Origin of the sequence: Sphingobacterium sp. BIGb0165 (assembly GCF_024810095.1) — a bacterium.
Taxonomy (GTDB): Bacteria; Bacteroidota; Bacteroidia; order Sphingobacteriales; family Sphingobacteriaceae; genus Sphingobacterium; species Sphingobacterium detergens.
This window is the reverse complement of the sequence record NZ_JANUEB010000001.1, coordinates 503,575-523,868: the sequence shown is the minus strand read 5'-3', so window position 1 is coordinate 523,868 and position 20,294 is coordinate 503,575. Positions and strand designations below refer to the sequence as shown.

Annotated in this window: 12 protein-coding genes; 2 read left to right on the top strand and 10 right to left on the bottom strand. The window is 41.5% G+C overall.

Annotated features, from left to right (window positions below; translation table 11 throughout):
* Positions 1–68: 68 nt before the first annotated feature.
* The 5 genes from M2408_RS02265 to M2408_RS02245 all read right to left on the bottom strand — a co-directional run bounded on the left by M2408_RS02265 (position 69) and on the right by M2408_RS02245 (position 8,274).
* Positions 69–3,212 (bottom strand): error-prone DNA polymerase, encoded by a 3,144-nt coding sequence (locus M2408_RS02265; RefSeq protein WP_310446156.1) that lies wholly within the window; start codon positions 3,210–3,212, stop codon positions 69–71.
* Positions 3,212–4,714, bottom strand: coding sequence for a DNA polymerase Y family protein (locus tag M2408_RS02260; protein WP_259178876.1), 1,503 nt, complete (start codon positions 4,712–4,714; stop codon positions 3,212–3,214). Before M2408_RS02260 ends, M2408_RS02265 begins: the two co-directional genes overlap by 1 nt.
* Positions 4,711–5,457: an ImuA family protein gene (locus M2408_RS02255; RefSeq protein WP_259178874.1), complete on the bottom strand. Its 747-nt coding sequence runs from the start codon at positions 5,455–5,457 to the stop codon at positions 4,711–4,713. Before M2408_RS02255 ends, M2408_RS02260 begins: the two co-directional genes overlap by 4 nt.
* A 141-nt stretch (positions 5,458–5,598) precedes the next feature.
* Positions 5,599–6,333, bottom strand: coding sequence for a LytTR family DNA-binding domain-containing protein (locus tag M2408_RS02250; RefSeq protein ID WP_223580074.1), 735 nt, complete (start codon positions 6,331–6,333; stop codon positions 5,599–5,601).
* Between the two features lie 12 nt (positions 6,334–6,345).
* Entirely contained in the window at positions 6,346–8,274 is a 1,929-nt protein-coding gene (locus M2408_RS02245; RefSeq protein ID WP_259178871.1) for a sensor histidine kinase, read from the bottom strand.
* A gap of 527 nt (positions 8,275–8,801) precedes the next feature.
* Here M2408_RS02245 and lgt point away from each other — a divergent pair.
* Positions 8,802–9,629: a prolipoprotein diacylglyceryl transferase gene (gene lgt, locus M2408_RS02240; protein ID WP_259178868.1), complete on the top strand. Its 828-nt coding sequence runs from the start codon at positions 8,802–8,804 to the stop codon at positions 9,627–9,629.
* 33 nt (positions 9,630–9,662) lie between these two features.
* On the opposite strand, the gene M2408_RS02235 is transcribed toward lgt, so the two are convergent.
* A complete protein-coding gene (locus M2408_RS02235) occupies positions 9,663–10,325 on the bottom strand; it encodes a response regulator transcription factor (RefSeq protein WP_259178867.1) in 663 nt (220 codons plus the stop codon).
* A 279-nt stretch (positions 10,326–10,604) separates the two neighbouring features.
* Here M2408_RS02235 and M2408_RS02230 point away from each other — a divergent pair, with 279 nt between their 5' ends.
* On the top strand, positions 10,605–12,680 hold the full coding sequence (locus tag M2408_RS02230; RefSeq protein WP_259178866.1) for an ATP-binding protein: 2,076 nt from the start codon (positions 10,605–10,607) through the stop codon (positions 12,678–12,680).
* A gap of 248 nt (positions 12,681–12,928) precedes the next feature.
* Here M2408_RS02230 and M2408_RS02225 read toward each other — a convergent pair whose 3' ends face one another.
* The 4 genes from M2408_RS02225 to M2408_RS02210 all read right to left on the bottom strand — a co-directional run bounded on the left by M2408_RS02225 (position 12,929) and on the right by M2408_RS02210 (position 20,002).
* On the bottom strand, positions 12,929–14,008 hold the full coding sequence (locus tag M2408_RS02225; RefSeq protein WP_259178864.1) for a phytase: 1,080 nt from the start codon (positions 14,006–14,008) through the stop codon (positions 12,929–12,931).
* Positions 14,009–14,018: 10 nt separating this feature from the next.
* Positions 14,019–15,281, bottom strand: a complete 1,263-nt coding sequence (locus M2408_RS02220) for a right-handed parallel beta-helix repeat-containing protein (protein WP_259178863.1) — start codon at positions 15,279–15,281, stop codon at positions 14,019–14,021.
* 66 nt (positions 15,282–15,347) lie between these two features.
* Entirely contained in the window at positions 15,348–18,131 is a 2,784-nt protein-coding gene (locus tag M2408_RS02215) for a TonB-dependent receptor (protein ID WP_259178862.1), read from the bottom strand.
* 206 nt (positions 18,132–18,337) lie between these two features.
* Positions 18,338–20,002 carry a tetratricopeptide repeat protein gene (locus M2408_RS02210; RefSeq protein ID WP_259178861.1) on the bottom strand — a complete coding sequence of 555 codons (1,665 nt, stop codon included), beginning with the start codon at positions 20,000–20,002 and terminating at the stop codon, positions 18,338–18,340.
* Between the last annotated feature and the right edge of the window lie 292 nt (positions 20,003–20,294).

The following is a 20,294-nucleotide window of genomic DNA, read 5'->3' as shown; positions in this document are numbered from 1 at the left end:
TCTTTCAGTTGATTCCTGTTATACTATGTTCTTTACGATATTCAAAAATGAGATTAATAAATGGAAGATCAATGAAAATTTCTTCCTTTATAAAAAACATCATTCACCTGCTCATCCTCTTCTGCCAGATTTTTTAATAAACCTGACATATCAAAACAGCGTTCGGCAATGATATGGATCACCTCTCCCTCTACCTGTATTTTTCCTGCAACCATAAACAATTTAGCTCGAAGGATCTCCTTTCGGTATTTTTCGAATACTTTACTCCAGATAACCACGTTTGCAAATCCAGTATCATCTTCAATGGTCACAAATAGCACGCCTTTGGATGTTCCAGGCTGCTGCCGCACTGTAATTAATCCGCATACCTTTACGGGCATATTATTTTTGATCAGATTTAATTTTTCAGTTGGTACAATATGCAGAAGATCCAATTTGTCACGTAGGAAACTTACGGGATGCGCTTTGATGGACAACCCGGTTCTTGCATAATCCGCTACGACATGTTGGCTGGGGCGCAACAAAGGTAGCTCAATCTGCCCTTCTATGCTTTGTGGTGAAGGTTTCCCTTCAAATAATCCAATGGGACGATCTCCTAAAGCAGTGATTTCCCACAATGCCCTCCGGCGATCGATGCCCAGTGAACGGAAAGCATCCGCCTCAGCCAACCTTTCCAGTCCAGACAGGGACAGCCCAACTTCCATCATCGTTGTAATCGCCGAATATCCATGTTGGCGCGCCGAGGTCAGCAATAGCGCTTCTTCTTCCGAAAATCCCTTGATCTGACGTAAGCCCAAGCGGAGCGCATGCTGGCTCCCTATTTCACCTTCAAGGGTATTATTCCAGTGGGAATGGTTGATATCGATGGGGAGAACTTTCACCCCATGGCGCTCCGCATCAATAACGATCTGCGCAGGCTGATAGAATCCCATAGGCTGACTATTGAGCAAAGATGCTGCAAAAATATCGGGATAATGGCATTTGATCCATGATGAAACATAGACCAACAATGCAAAAGATGCCGCATGGCTTTCCGGAAAGCCATAACTCCCAAATCCTTCCAGTTGCCGAAAAACCCGTTCAGCAAATTCTAGGGTATAATCTTTCTTCACCATACCGTCTATCATCTTTTGCTTAAACACCGACACCTGCCCTTTTGCTTTAAAGGTCGCCATACTACGGCGCAGTTCATCTGCCTCTGCGGGTGTGAATCCGGCCGCAACGATCGCAATCTCCATGGCCTGTTCCTGAAACAGCGGAACACCCAGCGTTTTTTCCAAAATCGCCCTAATTTCTTCTTTAGGATAGTCCACACCCTCTTCTTTATTACGACGGCGCAGGTACGGATGCACCATATCCCCCTGTATCGGCCCCGGACGTACAATGGCCACCTCAATAACCAGATCATAAAATTCCCTTGGCCTTAGTCGTGGCAACATAGACATCTGCGCCCGGCTCTCAATCTGAAATACCCCCAGTGTATCGGCATGACAAATCATATCATATACCTTTGGATCTTCAACTTCACCAATCTTGGCCAACGTCAGATCCAGCCCATAATGCCTTTTGGCAAGATCAAAAGCCTTCCGGATACAGGTCAGCATCCCCAATGCCAGTACATCTACTTTGAGGAAACCCAGTGCCTCCAGATCATCTTTGTTCCACTCCAGGTTGGTTCGGTTATCCATGCGGGCATTTACCAAGGGACAGAGTTCATGCAGATTACCCTGTGTAATAACAAAACCACCGGTATGCTGCCCCAGCTGTCTTGGAAACCCGATATACTGATGCGTCAATTCGAGGACCTTACGTAAATGCGGATCGTCGGGATTAAAGCCTTGTTCCTTCAAGCGCTCCAGATCAATATAATCATCCCAATGGCTGCTGACCACACCAGACAGACGGCCGACAGTATCCATGGATAGTCCCATTGCTTTCCCTACATCACGTACAGCTCCTTTGGCACGTACCTGCGTCACCGTCGCCACAATAGCCGCACGATTGCGACCATATTTCTCATAGATGTACTGAATAACCTCTTCGCGGCGTTCATGTTCAAAATCGACATCGATATCGGGTGGTTCATCCCGCGCATCGGACATAAACCGTGCAAAGAGCAAGCGGAATTCAGCAGGATTGACTGAGGTAATGCCTAGGCAATAACAAATCGTCGAATTGGCAGCCGAGCCACGTCCTTGACATAAAATGCCCCTTTCTTTTGCAAAATGCACATAATCATAGACGGTCAGAAAATAAGAAGCGTAGTTTTTCCGTTCGATAAAATCAAGTTCCATCTGGATGGTACCCCGGATAGCATCAGGGATCTGATCACCAAACCTATCTTTCGCCCCTTTCCATGTCAAATAGACCAACTCTTCCTGCGCGGTACGCCCATTAGAAGACAGTTCATCTGGATAAACATATTTTAAATCATCTAAGGAGAAGCTGCATGCTGCTGCTATTTCCATTGTCCGTGCGATGGCTTCAGGATAAGGTCTAAACAGGCGCTCCATCTCCGCGATAGGTTTCAGATAACGTTCGGCATTGGGATACAATTTAAATCCTGCATTCTGAATGGTGCATTTCTCCCGGATGCAGGTTAAAACATCCTGTAGTTCCCGCCTTTCGGGTACATGATAATATACATCACCCAAAGCAACAAGGGGAATTGCAAGGTTGTCGCCCAATTGTTGCATACGGAACAAGAGCTTGGCATCGTCACCACGGTATAGCCGTTTGACGCCTAAATACAGGGCAGCGCCCAGTTGCTGCTTATATTCCGTTACAAAAGTGAGAAAACCGGCTTCCAGTTCAAATGTGGCCGTTAACCGAGCGGGTGGACAAATGATAAATCGAATTCCTTCCTTATACTGATAAACATCCGATCGATAGAGATGACATTTTCCTTTTTCAGCGCGCAGATTGCCTACAGTCAATAAGGATGATAACCGGCCATAAGCTTCTTTATCGGTTGGATAAGCCAATAAACTTGGACCATCCTGTAAGTCCAAGCGACAAGCTGGAATAAGTGTAACACCGTGCTTCTTCGCGGCAATATGGGCGCGAACAATACCAGCAAAACTATTCCGGTCAGTAACCGCTATTTTGCGGTACCCCAATTGTGCTGCACGTTCCATCAGTTCTTCCGGATGGGAAGCTCCTTCCAGAAAACTAAAATTGCTCGTTACCTGTAATTCACAATACCCCATCATTATGCAAAAAAACCATGTAAAAACCATTGATTGAGCAAACTGTCGTCGTAATGCCCTGAACGGTAAAGCCAAAATCGCTGGCCTTTCTCATCCTCAACGGCATAATAATCGCGATGTTCACCTTTATCTATCCACCATTCCCGTTCAATGCGCTCCGGCCCATCCGCCTTTTTAACGGTATAGACTTCCCCTTTATAGCGAAATAACAATGGTGGATAATCGGGAATAGGTGCTGTAACCAAAATAGGTTCTGGTATGCTTAACAAACGCGTGGGCCGGGGTCTTTCAGTTTGCCAGTCAACAGTGGCTACTTCCTGGACTGAATTGGCAGTTTTCATGGAGCGCTCAGGCCAATAATGCGCTGCGGGCAAATAACGTGAAATATCACAGCTGGGATCTCTGCTTTTTAGACGATCCAATAATTCGGTCACCATGGGATTATCAAGTCCAATGCGATTGCCCCATAAATTCTCCTGCACAGGATCGGCCTCTTCAACCTTGGGTACCTCCAAGATAAACAGTTCAATACCCAATGCAGGTTCTATCTGTGCGATCTTCAAGGCAAATAACTGAAACAAGTGATGTTCATGCGCTGTCGCCCGATTGGTTCCGATGTTGATCTGTTCGATTTTTCCGTCAATACGGTGACATTGCAATACAGCCTCCCGTACACCTTTACCTTCCCCGATCAGGCGTTTACAGATTGCATGTAAAAGCTGCTGGAGGGCGAGCTCAATACCTTCGGCTGTACGGATCGGTTCCAGACTGGGCAAACGTTCTTCATAGGGAAAGATTGGCTTTATGGAAACGATAAATTCATCTTCATGCCCAATAGCCTGATCCAAGCGGAGAAGCAAATGATTTCCGAAACGTCGGCGCAATGCTGTACGTGGCATGGCCGCAAAACTTCCAATTGTTTTCAAGCCAAGGCTTTGTAATCGTGCTAATACAGCGGCTTCCAGTCGAAGTGCCTGGGCTGGCAAAGTCAATAATGCATCAAAGTGCATATCCGCCTTTAAAATACTGCTTTCCTTGCCGAAACGGGCTATTGCCCAAGCAGCACCGACGGTATCTGCAATACACATCTGCACATCATAGCCATGTTGCTTAAACCTGGAAACGATATGCTGTACATAAGATTCTTCTCCACCCCAGAGGTGGGAACAACCACTGATATCCAAAATAATTCCTTCGGGCAGGTCTATCGCTACGATAGGTGTATACCTGATACACCAATGTGCAATGTTATGGAGCAATTTTTCCTTTAATCCCGGACGTTCATTAATCACTTTTAAGGAGGGGAAAAATGCCTTTGCATCGGCAATGGCCAAACCGGGATATATACCTTCCTCTTCAGCCAAAGGATTACTGGCACTGACGATCAGCTTTCCATGGGTGGAAATCGCCAATACAAAAGGTATTCCCCTGAGCTGGGGATGCCCAACAGCCATCCAGTCTGTTTTTAGATGGCGAAACCACAAGGAGGCAAATCGCTTTTTCATGCCAATCCCTGGTTATGATAAGATGGTGCCCAACCTTCAGTCTCTTGCCTTGTTTTAGCAACAGGCGCAAAGCCGCTGGCAGTCCATGTCATCTGCCATCGCCCCGGATTTCCGTTCCGAACTTTCAACAAGGCTATATCCCAACTTGGGTAGCCAATTCCCGGCAGTCCATCTTCCAATTGACTCGGCAGCGAGCTAATTTTCCATCGTGCTGCACAGGCAGTGGCACCCAGTAACTTTGGGTTGTGCTGTAGGATAAATCCCGTCACTGCACTTTTCTCCACGGCCAACTGCAAGCGTCGCGACTGTACAAAGTCCAAATGATGTATCTCCGCCAGTACAGCCGTGATCCCTTCACATTTTAGGGCCTCTTCCATCGCCCATAAAACATCCTTTTCCCGTCCCATACGAACGAAAATAACATTTTCAGGAACAACACCAAACGATTTCAGGGCCGTGGGAAATAGTGTATGAAAGCAACTTATCCAAATGCAAATCCCACCATTACACATCAGCTTGCCCAACAATCCACTGATAAAACCACAAGAAACAGCTCCCCCTACCCGATCAAAACTAACAAATTCGTGAATCACTCCCCTTGGGAAAATTCCATTGGGAAAAGTCTCTTCCAATGGACCAAGGCCCATCGGAAGTACATCGGCCGATTTTTGTGGTACTCCCTGCCATACCAGCAGGTCCTTTTTCAATTGGCCGATTAAAGCTTTTTTTTCTGTTAATAACATAGCCACCTCCGTCTTAAAGTTTAAGCAAATTTAATACTAATAATTTTAGTATTAAAGCGGAGTTGCTATATTTTTTAGCTTTTCAGAATTTATAAATAAGAATAAGCCTTCTTTTCGATTCCAAAAGAACTTACATTTCCATTAGAAATCATTCAGAAATTGCTGAATAACATCCTTCTTTCTCGTCGCTACAGGAATCATTTTGCCATCTGCCATCTCCAACTGACCATCTTTAAAATATTTTTTAATATAGTTTGCGTTGATCAGATAAGATTGATGACATCGGATAAACTCTGTTTCGGGCAACATGGTTTCGAAGTGTTTCAATACTTTAGAAACCATCATAGGCTTGTTGTCCTTGATATAAAATGTGGTATACCCCTTGTCGCCATGGCAATAAAGCACATCGTCGATATTCACAATCTGTGTATATTCAAAAGTGCGCAAGGCAATTTTTTTGGGTTTATTAGGCGCCTTCAGATAGCTCTCCGCCATATTTAACTGCATGCTATTGAATCGATATTCGGTATTCTTTTTATAGCATTTTTCAATCGCCTCTATAAACTGATCGGGCACCAACGGTTTCAACAGATAAGCAATGGCACCGATATTAAGAGCTTCAATGGCATATTGATTGAATGCTGTAATAAAAATCGTATTGATATCCAATTTAAGTTCAGAGAGAAAAGATAAGCTCGAACCATCTTTCAGCTGAATGTCAGCCAAAATTAAATCGGGGTTGGTTGCCAGTAGTTCCCGCTCAGCCTGTGCAATGGAAGGGCTGTAACCAACGATTTGAACATAAGGGATGCTATCCAAGAGTGACTTTATATACAAGTATATATTATACTCATCTTCAAGAATATAAACTTTCATAATATTGATTTTTTAGTTAAAATATAAAACAAGCGGAATATAAATTTCGACTTTATAACCACGCTGATCCTCGCTATAGTTTGGTGTTATTTCAATCCGTGCTTCCGGTTCAGCATCCGTAAACAAAAGCTCCAGACGTTCTTTTGTAATGATCTGCGATAAGGACGTCTTATGGGGAACCTGTTCCTTAGATACCTGCATTCCCCAGCCATTGTCACAGATGCTGACATGCAGTTGATTTTCATGTGTACGGAAAGAAATCTCCAGTTGTCCCATATAAGGTAAATTCTTAAACGCATGCTCAATGGCGTTTTCCACAAATGGCTGTATAATCATCGGTGGAATCATGACATCATCCAGATCCAGCTCGTCGGTCTCAATCTGAAAGCCAAACACATCTTGATAACGCATCTGCTGTAAAAGTATATAATTATTTAATGATTTAATTTCCTGATCCAATGAAATATATTCTTCCCTATTCAACTCAAGAATATCACGGATCTGACGCGACAATAAGAGCAGATATTGATTAGCCTTTTCCTTTTGTTCGCTACTGATCAATCCCTGTAGGTTGGCGATAGCATTGTATATAAAATGCGGATTCAGTTGGTTTTGCCTTGTCTTTTGTTCTAAAATAAGCTGCTTATTCTCCGCAAGAATGCGTTGATTGATATTTTTCAGCAATTTCTGTTTGTTTCTGAAATAGATAAAAAATGCGATACTGAATACCAGGGCCAATAGAATTACAAATATCCAGCGTTGTTGTACCAGTATCTTATGATTGAATGTGTTTGTTGTTCTTAACAGCGTAATCGCCTGATCCTTTTTCTCCGTTTGGTATTTTGTATTGATATCGTTGATTTTTTCGGCTTCGATCCGCTGTGTACTCAGTTTGTAATCTTGAAAAGTTGAATCCAATGCAAAATATGCCCGTTCATAATCTCCTTTTGACGCATAGGCTAATTGCAGATTTTTATAATAAAACATTTTATTATGCTTAATCTTGTGTTTTTTAATAAATCGGAGCCCGGCATTAAAATAAAATATGGCCGAATCCACTTGATTATTGTTCAGGAAATTCTTACCAAGATTTGCAAAAATATACGCATTGAGGGTATTGGATGCTTCTAGATAATTGAAATACTTCTTGGACGCCTCTATTGCTTTGGGATTATTATTAATACTAAAATAATATTGCGACTGTAAGTCATACATCCGCATGATGATGGCCGAGTCCTTGGTTACATTTGCATAGTGTTTACAACTGTCCAAGGTACCTTTTAGTTTCTCATAATCATGCAAAGCAATATATTGCATAAACTTCATTTCCTGATAGGCCTGAGAGACATGTGGGTTGGACTTATTGGGATGATAATGATACCAGGACTCAACATCTTTCAAAGCCTCTCGGTATTTTGCCTGTCGGTATTCCGCATTGGCCAATAGATTATAGAACAGAAAGGTAAACACACTTTCATGTGCTAAAGCGTACTCTTTTGCATCAATAATCTGCTCCATCATCGTTCCGCTGGTTACATCATGAAAACTAAAATTAGCACGGATTTCCAAATAATCCTTTAAAACAGCCAAATCCGAAGATAATTTTTGTCCTTTCAGATTTTTTAAAGCGATTTCGACGGAATCAATATTGTCATCCAATAAATATTCGTAGGCCAACAGAATCGAACTGTAAGAAGAATGCTCAAAATAGCCATCTTTAAGCAGTTCATTTCTTTTCTTGTTTACAAGGGCTGCACTCCTAAAATCCTGTGTCGAAAGATAGCTCAACATCACATTCTCATAGCTCAAGTCAAGAGAGTCGTTGGCTACGACCGCAGCCTTCTGTGCATCTTGGGGCTTATTCTGATGACAAGAAAATAACTGGACCAGCAGTAAAAACACGATAAGACAGTAAAACGCTCCAGTTCTATATAATTTCATCTGAATATCTATTAATTCACTTTTGTTCTTCTCCAAAGGTATACTTATGTCCTCAGTGATTTAAAATAACAATGCCGCTAAGATGAGTACGATATTTTAAACGTTAAGGTATAGCGCTCATCAGGGTTGCGTCAATAAGTAATCGAATATCGGAATATTCCCAACAAAACAATATACCTGAGTTCAAAAATATTTAACTTTCCTGATATTTAAGTATAACTCTTAATGGATTAAAGATACATAGAAACATACTTCTTACGGTTCATCCTAAACAGGTAGGTCTACTATCTTTAAATCAGGTTGTTTATAAAAAAAACTTCGTCATGCGGTCTTATTAACAAACAAATATACAGGATCGAAAAAAGATAAATTAGGCCTTTTAACAATCGTACAGGTAGCATCAATATTTGTATTGAATGACCTAGTTTCCGAACTAATAACGCAACTTTGAACTTATTTTAATGATTTAATGTAACAAAAAACCATCTTCTTATACTAATACCATACACTAAATATTTTAAGGCATAATGACGAGTAGCTTAATATTGAATTTCATCACCTGGGATGTCAATAGCGACATCTTTACCATACCGATCATCAATCACCCTGTCCGTTGGTACGGCATATTTTGGCTATTTGGAATTATCCTATGCTACAGACTGTTATGGACAATGTTTAAAAAGGAAGGCCGAGCTGTCGAATTTTTAGATCAGCTTAGTATCTATGTTGTCCTGGGCACAATTATAGGCGCACGTTTGGGGCATGTCTTATTTTATGATCCCTCGTATTATTTCAACAATCCGCTAAAGATCTTCGCCATATGGGAAGGAGGGCTTGCTAGTCATGGCGGTGGCATTGGTATTTTGGTCGCTATTTTCTTGTTCGCGAAGAAGCAGAAGCTTCCCTTCCTTTGGGTCGCAGATCGAATCGCATTGGTGGTCCCTATCGCAGGAGCGTGTATCCGCCTGGGTAATCTCATGAATTCGGAGATGATCGGTACACCAACAAACATGCCCTGGGCTTTTGTCTTTACTTCTATTGATCAAATACCACGACATCCGGCTCAGTTATATGAAGCGTTGTTTTGTATCATACTATTCCTGTTACTGCGTTATCTCTGGACAAAACCAATCCTAAAAAACAACATTGGAAATTGCTTTGCTTTATTGTTGATCCTGTTGTTCTCTTTTCGATTTTTAGATGAGTTTCTAAAACTCAATCAGGAAGACTTTGAGAATTCATTGTTCATTAATATGGGACAGCTACTGAGTATCCCATTTATACTTATCGGATCTGTCTTACTTTTCATCAACAGGAGGAGAAAATCACAACAGCTGTTGCAAACCAAAAGTTAGTCAAGCAGGAATCGCTTGTATTATTTTAATGCACTATTTGAGAATACCAGACTGGAAGGCAACTTTAACAAGTTCTGCCGTATTTTTCACATTCATTTTTTCGATCAAACTTTGTCGATGGCCCTCTATTGTTCGTTTGCTCAAAAATATTTTGTCGGCAATCTCCATATTCGTAAAACCGTCCGCGATCAACTTCAGTACTTCCAGTTCACGTTCACTGATATCAAAGTCTGGTAGCGAACGGTTTGGTAAATCCGTGTAATTTTCACCAGACATCACCTGATCAAGCAGCGCCATACTGATTTCTTCACTCATATATTTACCACCATTAGCCACATGGTTGAGTCCAAAAAGAAGTTCGTTATAATCCACATTTTTAAGCAGATAGCCCGAAAGGCCATGCTCAAATCCTTCAACAACATAATGAATCTGATTCAACATCGAGAGGATAACAACCTTAATGGACGGATACTTCGCTTTGATCACACGCAATAGCTCCATACCATCCATATGATCCATACTGATATCCGTTAAGATAATATCGGGCAATAATTCGTTGCTCAGGAGTTGTAGCGCCTCATTGCCATCCGAAGCCTCCCCAATGACAACAAAATCCTCCTGAGACTCCAATAACAATTTAATACCATTACGTACGACCATATGATCTTCAACCAACAGTATCTTAACCTTACCCATCTTTTGCAATATTTAATAAAAATTATCTTTCTTCTTCATCCGAATAGTATGCTACTATGGAGTTTAGTTGCATTTTTTTACCTTGGAAAGATCAGGAAACCTCTTGTACCTCCAGCTACCCTCCTGCCTTCTTTCCAAACCGGTACATACTGATAAAGATACAAAATTCTCAGCAAGAAGCCCCTGTTCGGTTTAAATTTTAAGGAAAGTATAAGCAGGATCTGGAAAGGGAACAATATTTGTTTTAAACTAAATAGCATTTTATTTTTTTGAAACTTTATGATCCGTTCCGACAAAGATATTTTAACCATACTCAGAACAGCATCGGTGGCCTGCGCGATTTATGATAGCCCTGAGCTGCATATATCCTATGCCAGCGCAAGAATGCTCCAGCTATGGAATTGTGATGAAACTGTCCTTGGACAGCGTCTGGAAGATCGTGTTCAACAGGATGATCTCCTAGCTACTGTCTCCAAATTAAAACAGATATGGTTTAGCCAGAAAAGCCTACTAGAGGAAAATATATCAATCAGGATTGATCTGGAAGGGCAATCCGATAGCTATAACTGCAGCATGAAATACCAGCCCCTTTTCAATACAACAGGAGAAGTGTATGGCATCTACCAGGAAATAAACATTATTCCCGACCATATTCCGATCGTACAGCAGTCGGATGAAAAGAATAGCATTGAGCAAAAACTTCTTGAAGATCTACTGACTCCAAAATACAGTCTGGAAGGCAACATTCATGCAGTCACCAGTTTAAATAAATATCCATTACCGGGCAGGGAATCCAAAAATTTAAACCAAAAGCTAAAAGTTGCACTAAAAAAAATTATCGAAAGCGAAGAACATTATCATTTTGCGCTACAATCTGCCGAAATGGGAACCTGGAATCTAAACTGCAAGAGCTACATTGTACACTGGGATGAACGTACACGTGAGCTCTTTGGCTTTGCCAAGGGTGAGACTGTTCCTTATAGCGAGGTTTTACGCTATATACATCCCGATGATAGGAACAGAATAGATCAAGAAGTCAAAAAATCATTGAGTTATCAAAATAAGGGTGTTTATGATGTGCAGTTTCGTACCATTGGTGCCGAGGATCAAAAATTACGCTGGCTACATTGCAAGGGAAAAATGTATTTTGATCAGGACCAACAGCCGGAATGGTTTGCTGGCACCACCCTGGATATTACACAACAGCATGCAGAGCGTGAACAACTGGAGGCGATCAACAATCTGGTCGCAAAGAAAGATCAAGAGTTTAGAATGATCGTGGAGGCTGCAGGAATTGGCATCTTTTCCATTGATCTGGAATCAAGGAAAATGGAACTCAATGATCAATGTCGCGAGCTTTTTGGCTTTGATCACCATAGGGAAATACAGGAAGTGGATTTCTTCACCCAGATCCTACCGCAATACCGAGACAACGTACGTCGTATCTTTCAGGAAGTTGTATCCAAGCAGTCCCCCTTTGACTGTCAATGTGAAATAGAAGATAAAAAAACAGGCAAAATAAAATGGCTTCGATCTGTTGGTGGAGGGCAATTATCGGCTGATTCAAACCGACAAATCATATACGGTGCGATATTCGATACCACTAACGACAAAGAAGAGGAAAGGAAAAAACTGGACTTTATCAGTATCGCAAGCCATGAATTGAAGACTCCTTTGACTTCGCTGATTGCCTATATACAACTGTTACTTGCAAGGGAGCAGACACTCAGTTCGGAAAAACGTCTACAATATCTCCATCAGTCAAATGAGCAGGCTACACGCATGCGTGGATTAATCGAGGGTTTCCTGAATGTATCTCAGCTCAATGAGGGAAAATTATTGCTTCACAAAAATACATTTCGCATCTGCACACTGATAGATTACATCCGTAACATCTATTCACTAAAACCCATCAAGCATCTTATTCACTATACCGGAGCAACCCATTCCAGACAGGAAATTGTTGCTGATCGTGATAAGATCGAACAGGTGATCATTAATTTCATCGATAACGCCATTAAATACGCTCCGACCAATTCAACCATTATCATGGATGTCCTGGTGGATGATGATTATTTCAGTGTAAAAGTCAGCGACCAGGGAAGAGGCATCAGTGACAAGCACCAAAAGCAGATTTTTAATAAATTCTATCGGGTGAATGATTCAACAGACAGTTACGCCTCTGGATTCGGCATCGGATTGTTTATCTGTCGTGAAATTATCCAAAAACATCAGGGAGAAATTGGTGTGGACAGCACACTCGGTGAAGGTTCGACATTCTGGTTTAAGGTCCCTATCCATTGTCAGGAATTATCTGTAACTACAGTGCATAAAGCCTCTAACAGGATTGATTAATGCTTTGCTTGCACCGAGGAAGACCATATTTCTTTCTGAGAGCCTGATTCGCTATCACCAGCAGGAATCAGCTGTAGCGTATAAAATGTACGAGCAGGATTGATAAAGGCTACGCTTCTGCTTGCACTGTGCGGGGATCGTGGATCTTTTAAAAAACAACAGTAGTAATACATTATTACTGAAAAAAGCAACAACTGTACGTCAATTGTACAGCTGTTGCTTCATACTTTATCAGTCTTCTCTAAAGACTATTTCTTTTTTAGCTCCTGCCCCGCGATATCTTCCCAACGGTAATAGTGAAAAGTCTTATCATCGCTCATGGCAACAAATAAACCATGCTGAAATGTATCGTTTAGACGGGAAGAAACGACATCCGAACCATCACTTTGCGTAGCCATAACAGGCACCGTTTTCAAATGAGTATGTTCAAATGGGTTTGCCTTTGTACCCTCACGGCTAAAAACCTGAAAGCGGTTAGCTCCCTGATCGGACACCAAAATATAGCCCGTACTATCCGTCAATTTATAAATCGAAATACCTTCATGGTCTTCTTTGAAACCTTCGGTCGCAAACAAAGCCAACTGCTGATTTCCCTTCTCAGGATCTGCATAATACTGCTTCACCCCCACTTGTTCATCCGAATAGTAGATATAGCCCAGTTCATTGTCTACAGCGATAGCTTCAATTTCTTTCTTCCCACTGAATGAACCAAACTTACGGACTAAGGTGGCCTTCACAGCACCGGCACCATTATCCGTCAAGAGATATTGGCCCAAGTAACCCTCTTTGGGACCATTTTTTCTTCCCACAATGGCATAGATCTCCCCTTTCGGTGAGGTATAAAGTGCTATTCCCATCAGATCCCTGAAATCAGGTTCGGTCTCCCCTACAAACATATCCAATCCACCCTGATCGATTGGTTTCATATCTGGCAGTGAGAATACGCGCAGTTTATGTGTCATCCGTTCTGTTGTCACAGCGATATCGACAGATTTCCCTCCGATGATCAAACCATAGGCGATATCCACATTATTTGGGCGTTTCAAATTTGAGATTACCTTATCTTTGACAATTTTACCTTGTAAATCGTACACAAATAAAGCGCCATCCGCATCTTTGTCCGTTGCGATGACCAGACTTTTGCTAGGATCGGTTTTATCGACCCAGATCGCAGGATCATCGGAATCATAACGTACCGTATCAGTAACAAAAACAGGTTTAATGGAATCCGTTGCGGGCGTATTCGTTTTTGGGTTATTACAGGAGACTTGCAGTAATGTCGATGCTGTCAAGCCAAAAAATAGTATTGTTTTTAAAGTTGTTTTCATGTTGAATTAATTAAAATTTGGCACCAAAAGCACCAACATAAGTTGTGGGTTGTGGAGAGCTGTAGGATAAACCATTTGATAGTGTCAATCCGTCTATAAAATGTGGTTTGAATGCTAACGTACCAGCCTTCAAAGCGGGTGAATTTCCTTGTAGGTGGAAATCCCAGGCTGCATTAAATACATAGTTATCACCGGGAGTTTCTAATGGATAGTTCACAAATTTAGGGTTGTTCTCCCCTGCCAATTTGCCCCTGACATCATTGGTACCTTCAACAATATCATTCTTTCCGACCTGAAATTGATCCACCGTCAATTGATCATAACCATAATACCAATTGTTGCTTGATACCGAGCGCTTATCTTCGGGCTTCTTGGGATCGCGTTTAACCCCGAATCGCGTATTGGCGAACAGATTATTGTACACTTCCGCTTTAACAGAGGCCTCTAACCAAACCGAACCACCTTTTGCTGTCGGCCGACGCCAGCCCGTATTCAGCATGGTATTGTTGTAAACGATGATATGTGCCTGTGGTATTCGGTCTCCTGAATTGGATAGCTTTAAGGCATTGGTATTGACACTGTAGACCAGATTGTAGGCTACATCAGCGAGACAACCCGATTTAAAGTTCATGGCTTCACCTCCAGTGACGCCATTCGAGAAGAAACGATTATTAGCGAAGATAATTTTACCACCTTCAATATAGGTGCAATCTTCATGAAAATGACTGATTGTGCTATTTTGAACAATCAGTTTCCCATCAATATTGGAAAACCATAATGCAGGTAGCGCTTCACCAGCTGTCTTTTTATATAATCCCATTTTGACAGACATTGACGCATCTGAAGTAACTGCTCCCCCATATTCAATAATTGTATGGTCTAAAACTAACTCCTGGCAACTAGGTGCCGCTAAAATACCACCCCAAAGCTTTCCAAATTCATTGGTTTTGGATTTGTATTTATCTTCTACGGTAAATTTCACCGGATTTTCAGCTGTACCTAGCGCATATAGATTTCCTAACACCACGATTTCAGCTTTACCAACAGAGTCCATTAACACCGTCACGCCCTCCTCAATGGTCAATGTTTTTCCTTCGGGAATAATAATATCACCTTTAATATGCTGGATACTCCCCTTACTCCAAACGCCGGAAACTTCACCAATAGCACTACCATTGGCATCAGAAGTATCCACGTCAATATTTGCCTTTTCACAGCCCGCTAAAAATGCGATTGAAAGAGATATAAACAATAAAATAATGTTATTTTTCATCTGTATATTTCATTATGAGCATGTGCTCGATTTATTTAATTATAATATGCTAAATGCTTCACAAACCTATTTATTCAGATTATAGCGTAGACCTAGGATATAATTTTGGCCATATAAATCCTTCCGAATAAGCGTATTACCACCCTGTACGAGCTTTTCCTTAATCTTGTCATTCTCAGGATTTGTCCCCTTCACATACAGTTCCATAGGTGTATTTAAGATATTATTGGCTTTGGCGAAAATTGCCCATCCTGCACGGAATTTCTTTTCCACAGAAGCATCAAGTTGAATAAATCCCTTTTGCCATAAATCATTATTCAAAAACTGGGAAACGGTATTGATCCGAGATCCGGTATAAGATCCAGCCAATTGTCCTTCCCAACCTTTGTTAGCATCTTTGTATAACAAGGATAAATTAGCTATATGTGCTGCTTGCCCATAAAGAGGGCGAGTTTGATCCAAAAAGATAGGATCAGGATCCTGTGTAACTTCGTTCGTCTTACGGGTCATTTTAGTGGTCGTGATGCGCGAATGCGTGTATGTATAATTTGCCTTAACCCCAAATTTTTGGATATACTTAATATAATCAACCTCTAAGCCGAAGTTTTTAGCAGTTCCAAAATTTCCAGGTGTATAGTATACGTCCTGCCTGCGTACCTCATCAGGCTGAAAAGTGTACTCGATGGGGTTTTTAATCTTTTTATAAAACATACCCACAAGAAATTGTGATGACGCTTCTGGGAATAATTCGTAACGTAAATCAAAATTATCGGCCAACGCGTGTTTCAAATCTGGATTTCCTCGTTCCATAAATTCCTCATTGACAACACTAGATGGAACAATTTCGTAAAAACCAGGGCGGTTTAATGCCCGATAGTAAGCTGCATGAAGTTGTTGCTTTTTGTCCAAATGATATTTAATTGTTAAACTCGGCAACCATTCTGTATAAATCTGGGATCCCTCAGGTCTCTTTTCTCCAGCAGGGAATAATAATTTATACCCCTGATTCGTATGTTCCATACGTATACCTCCGATCATTTGAAGCTTGTCATTCTCATAGTTGAACATACCGTAAACCGCCGTCGTTTTTTCATCAGCATCGTAGGTCAATGCATTAGCAACAGCACCAGTAGCATTACTGACTGTCAACTGGAGATCCGTATATTTCTGAAAATCAACCCCATACTTATATTTTACCTCATCAGAGATCGGAGAAAGGTTATAATTATTATAGAAGCTGCTCCGTTGTTTGTCACGATATAAACCACCAGTAGAAATCTCCAGTTTGTTTTCTGCCATCGGAACTTTATAAGCGAGGTCCCAATAACCGGCTCGATCCTCATCGGTATTACGTTCCCAACGGTAAGTCACTGGCGACTTGTTTACGAGAGAAGTCCGTCTACGTTCGAAGTTCTCTTCTACTCCATCTAAGCTAATTGTCGTGTTCTGCGGCAACTCATTGCGCGCCGAAGACAAGACACCCGACCAGCGAAAATTCAAACGATTATCCAAAAAATGATGATCGCCTTGGAGATTACCAGTGTAGATCTGTTGTTGTGTCTTCCTGCTACGGGTCACATAGGTCAGCTCTGACTTACCAATACTTGGATCGTACTGTCCATTGTAAATGGTATTGATCGCATCACGTAATTGGAGGTTGTTCAAATTCACATACATCTGATAAAAACTCAGCCGATGGTTTGGGTTAAATCGATAATCAATTTTATTATGCAGTCCCAAGCGTTGTTGCTGTTCATCATATTGTCGGTCACTCTGTTCAGTAATGACCGCATTGGGATTGATATCAACGACAGACGATTTGTAGAAAATAGAACGACTGCCGCGATGAAGATTTTGATAACTTGCCCCTAGTATGACCCCCAATTTATCATCTAAATAGCGATTTCCAATCGTTAGGTTACCGATAAGATCTGGTGATGGTTTTTTATACGTATAATCCAACGTTCCCTTATCAAAATCAGCGGAAGTAGCATTATAATTTTTCCCATGAAGTTCATAAGGAGATTTTGACGAAACCCCGCTGGTGGAAAAACTTCCAAAATCCCGATTAAAATACCGTTGGCTGTATCCTGTAGCTAAGTTGGCCTGAAACAATAATTTGCTTGGAGCAGATTTCATGACCATATTCACGACACCACCAATGGCATCAGCCTCCATATTTGGCGTCAGGGATTTGTAGATTTCCAATCGCTCCAACATATCCGATGGGAATAGATCCAGGGGCACATAGCGATATTTATTGTCAGGACTGGGGACTTTCACGCCATTGACCAAAGTCGTATTATAGCGTTTGTCCATGCCCCTTAAAATAGCATACTGCCCCTCACCATTCGAATTCCGTTCGATGGAAACACCCGAAACACGTTGCACAACATTTGCCACTGTAATATCCGGAGAGATCTCAATTGCCCGAGCTGATACAACATTCATGATCTGTGAGGCATTCTTTTCTAGTCGACGAGCGCTTGGATCATCATCACCGCCATTTCGCTTTCCTTTGACTGTTACCTCCATTAAAGTTTGCTCACTCGAGGTAAGCTGAAAAGTAAAATGAGGCGTATTCTCTTTTTTAATCTCAATTTCTTTAATCAATTCAGTATAGGCCACATGTCGAATATGGACTTTATCTGTACCTGCGGATAGTCCTTTGAATTCAAATGAACCATCCAATTGTGTCTTGGTTGACAAACCACTTTGTTCGAGGAACACAGTAGCACCGACAATGGCTTCCCCTGTTTGTCCATCCAGGACTTTCCCCTTGATCTTGGTCGCATAAGCGGCGCTGATCGAAATACTGGAGGCAAGCAATACCGTTAAAATGTTTTTCATTTTTAATAGATTATTATGAATCTCTGATTGTTGCTGCAAATATGACAGCCTGCAATAGATTCACAAAATCTTTGGCGTTACAAGAAAGAAACAAGCCAAAACAGGGAATCAACTAGAGGGAATCAACAACAAGCAAATAACTGAAATAAAGACGATTACAGACAAAATAAGCGCCATTAATCTTCAGTTACCCCTATGTTAAGAAATTATGAAATACTAAGTAGATACCCGGCGAGATCCTCACCCTGTTCCAGTTTTAGTTTTTTCCTTAACCGATGTCTGGCCACCCGAAGGCTATCCTGTGATATCCCCAACAGGATCGCGATGTCTGTATTGTTGAGATTGATTTTTAGCAATGCGATCAGGCGCATGTCGGCTGCGGTCAGATCAGGAAATAGCTTGATCAGTTTTTCAAAGAAACTATGATGTACGCGTTCAAATGTCCCCATAAACTCTTTCCAATGGATGCCTTGTGTAATATGTTCATTGATCTGTTGTACCAACCGTTGCATGGGTTTCTTTTGATCCCGTCGATCGTCTTTGACCAGCGCTTTCAATTCGTCACGAAGTTCTTCCAGAAATTGGTTACTGCGGATAAGATTGAGTGTATGGGATGTGAGTTCTTTTTCCTTCAGCGTTAACTCCTGCTTGAGCTGCTTATCTTCCAACAGCTGATTTTTGAGAGCTATTTCCGCCAATTCACGCTCCGCTTCCTGTTTCCGTGATTCAGCGATCTGAGTTTTGATCCTTATTTTCTGCCGGCTATAAAGGACATAGGATAATACACTCAATAAGATCAATACCACAATCGTACCGAGCAATAAGATCGAATTGATCCGTTTGTTTGTCTGTAGTTCTTCAATTTCCTCCGCCTTTTGATTCATATCATACAGTGCTTGGAAAAATGCCGTGTGCCGCGCCCCATCCACACTATAAAGCTCCAGCACGAGTTTTCGACTCCGTTCGGCATAGAAATAAGCACTGTCCATTTGTCCGCTTAAAGCATATGTCTTACTGAGATCTTTTGTCGTTGATGCCATCTGATAAACATCTCCAAGATTCTCCGCTAGGCGAAAAGCGAGTTGGGTGAGCTGAATACTTTCGGGATATTTATTGGTTTTTCGAAAGATATCACCCATATTATTGATCACCACAATCCTTCCATAGTTATCCTGCGTTTCCTGATATAAATTCCTCGCCTTTTCAAAATGCACATAAGCACTATCGTATTTCCCAAGATCTTCATAGATACTGCCCAAGTTTTCATGAATCTTAGCTTCCCCGTTACGATTTGTCTGCTCACGGTAGATTGCCAAGGCCTGTTTTTGATAGACAAAGGCCGAATCATAATGTCCCTCCTTTTCAAAAAGATGCCCCATATTTCCCAGGACAGAAGCCTCGCCATTTCGATCATTTTCGCTTTTGAATGTTTGTAGCGCTTTGTTAAAGTATTCCTTGGCCAACTGATGTTGCTTGTTGAAGATATTGAGTTCACCGATATCACTCCAGTTGGATCCTAACGCTTGTTTTGCGTTAAGCTGAGTATAGATGCGATCTGCCTGGAAGTAATAGTCTTGCGCCTGGGCATAATGCCCCTGATTCACGCATAACCAACCTATTGTCTGCAGGCAATTTCCCTGCAGCAGTAGATCGCGGTCGTTTATGGCTTTTGCATAATGTTTTTTCACTAAAGTAATCGCCGAATCCGGATAATTTTGACTCAATACGCGAATCTCTTTGAATGAATCTACTTGTGCCGTAGTCAACTGTGAGAAAAAAAACTGTACCAGAAAGAAGGTTGAAAATATAATATTGTAAGAAATTCTCATTTTTGCCGTAAATAGTCGCCGCGTAAATTTAAGCGTTAGCATGTTAACAGAATATTAAATCCGATTAAACTTAACATGCAGAGCATAGAACAGCTTCGACTGTTCCTCGGAATAGTTTCGACATTTCTCCTACATTCGTTCGACAACGCTTCGGGACTTCTTCGACAACGCTTCGAGATCTCTTCGACTGGCCTTCGGGAAGTAGTCGAAGCCCAGTCGAACAACTGTCGAACAGCACTCGAACAATTCCCTAATCAGTCCCAAAGCTGTCTCGAATAAACGTCGAATAAATACCGAATAGGTGTCGAAAAAAGTATGGGATACTCCAGAAAGA

Excerpts from the sequence above, each read along its gene's own strand:
- M2408_RS02250 (WP_223580074.1), bottom strand. The coding sequence starts at position 6,333 with ATGAAAGTTTATATTCTTGAAGATGAGTATAATATATACTTGTATATA.
- M2408_RS02215 (WP_259178862.1), bottom strand. The coding sequence starts at position 18,131 with ATGAAAAACATTTTAACGGTATTGCTTGCCTCCAGTATTTCGATCAGC.
- M2408_RS02210 (WP_259178861.1), bottom strand. The coding sequence starts at position 20,002 with ATGCTAACGCTTAAATTTACGCGGCGACTATTTACGGCAAAAATGAGA.
- M2408_RS02265 (WP_310446156.1), bottom strand. The coding sequence starts at position 3,212 with ATGATGGGGTATTGTGAATTACAGGTAACGAGCAATTTTAGTTTTCTG.
- M2408_RS02225 (WP_259178864.1), bottom strand. The coding sequence starts at position 14,008 with ATGAAAACAACTTTAAAAACAATACTATTTTTTGGCTTGACAGCATCG.
- M2408_RS02235 (WP_259178867.1), bottom strand. The coding sequence starts at position 10,325 with ATGGGTAAGGTTAAGATACTGTTGGTTGAAGATCATATGGTCGTACGT.
- M2408_RS02230 (WP_259178866.1), top strand. The coding sequence starts at position 10,605 with ATGATCCGTTCCGACAAAGATATTTTAACCATACTCAGAACAGCATCG.
- M2408_RS02260 (WP_259178876.1), bottom strand. The coding sequence starts at position 4,714 with ATGAAAAAGCGATTTGCCTCCTTGTGGTTTCGCCATCTAAAAACAGAC.
- M2408_RS02255 (WP_259178874.1), bottom strand. The coding sequence starts at position 5,457 with ATGTTATTAACAGAAAAAAAAGCTTTAATCGGCCAATTGAAAAAGGAC.
- lgt (WP_259178868.1), top strand. The coding sequence starts at position 8,802 with ATGACGAGTAGCTTAATATTGAATTTCATCACCTGGGATGTCAATAGC.
- M2408_RS02220 (WP_259178863.1), bottom strand. The coding sequence starts at position 15,281 with ATGAAAAATAACATTATTTTATTGTTTATATCTCTTTCAATCGCATTT.
- M2408_RS02245 (WP_259178871.1), bottom strand. The coding sequence starts at position 8,274 with ATGAAATTATATAGAACTGGAGCGTTTTACTGTCTTATCGTGTTTTTA.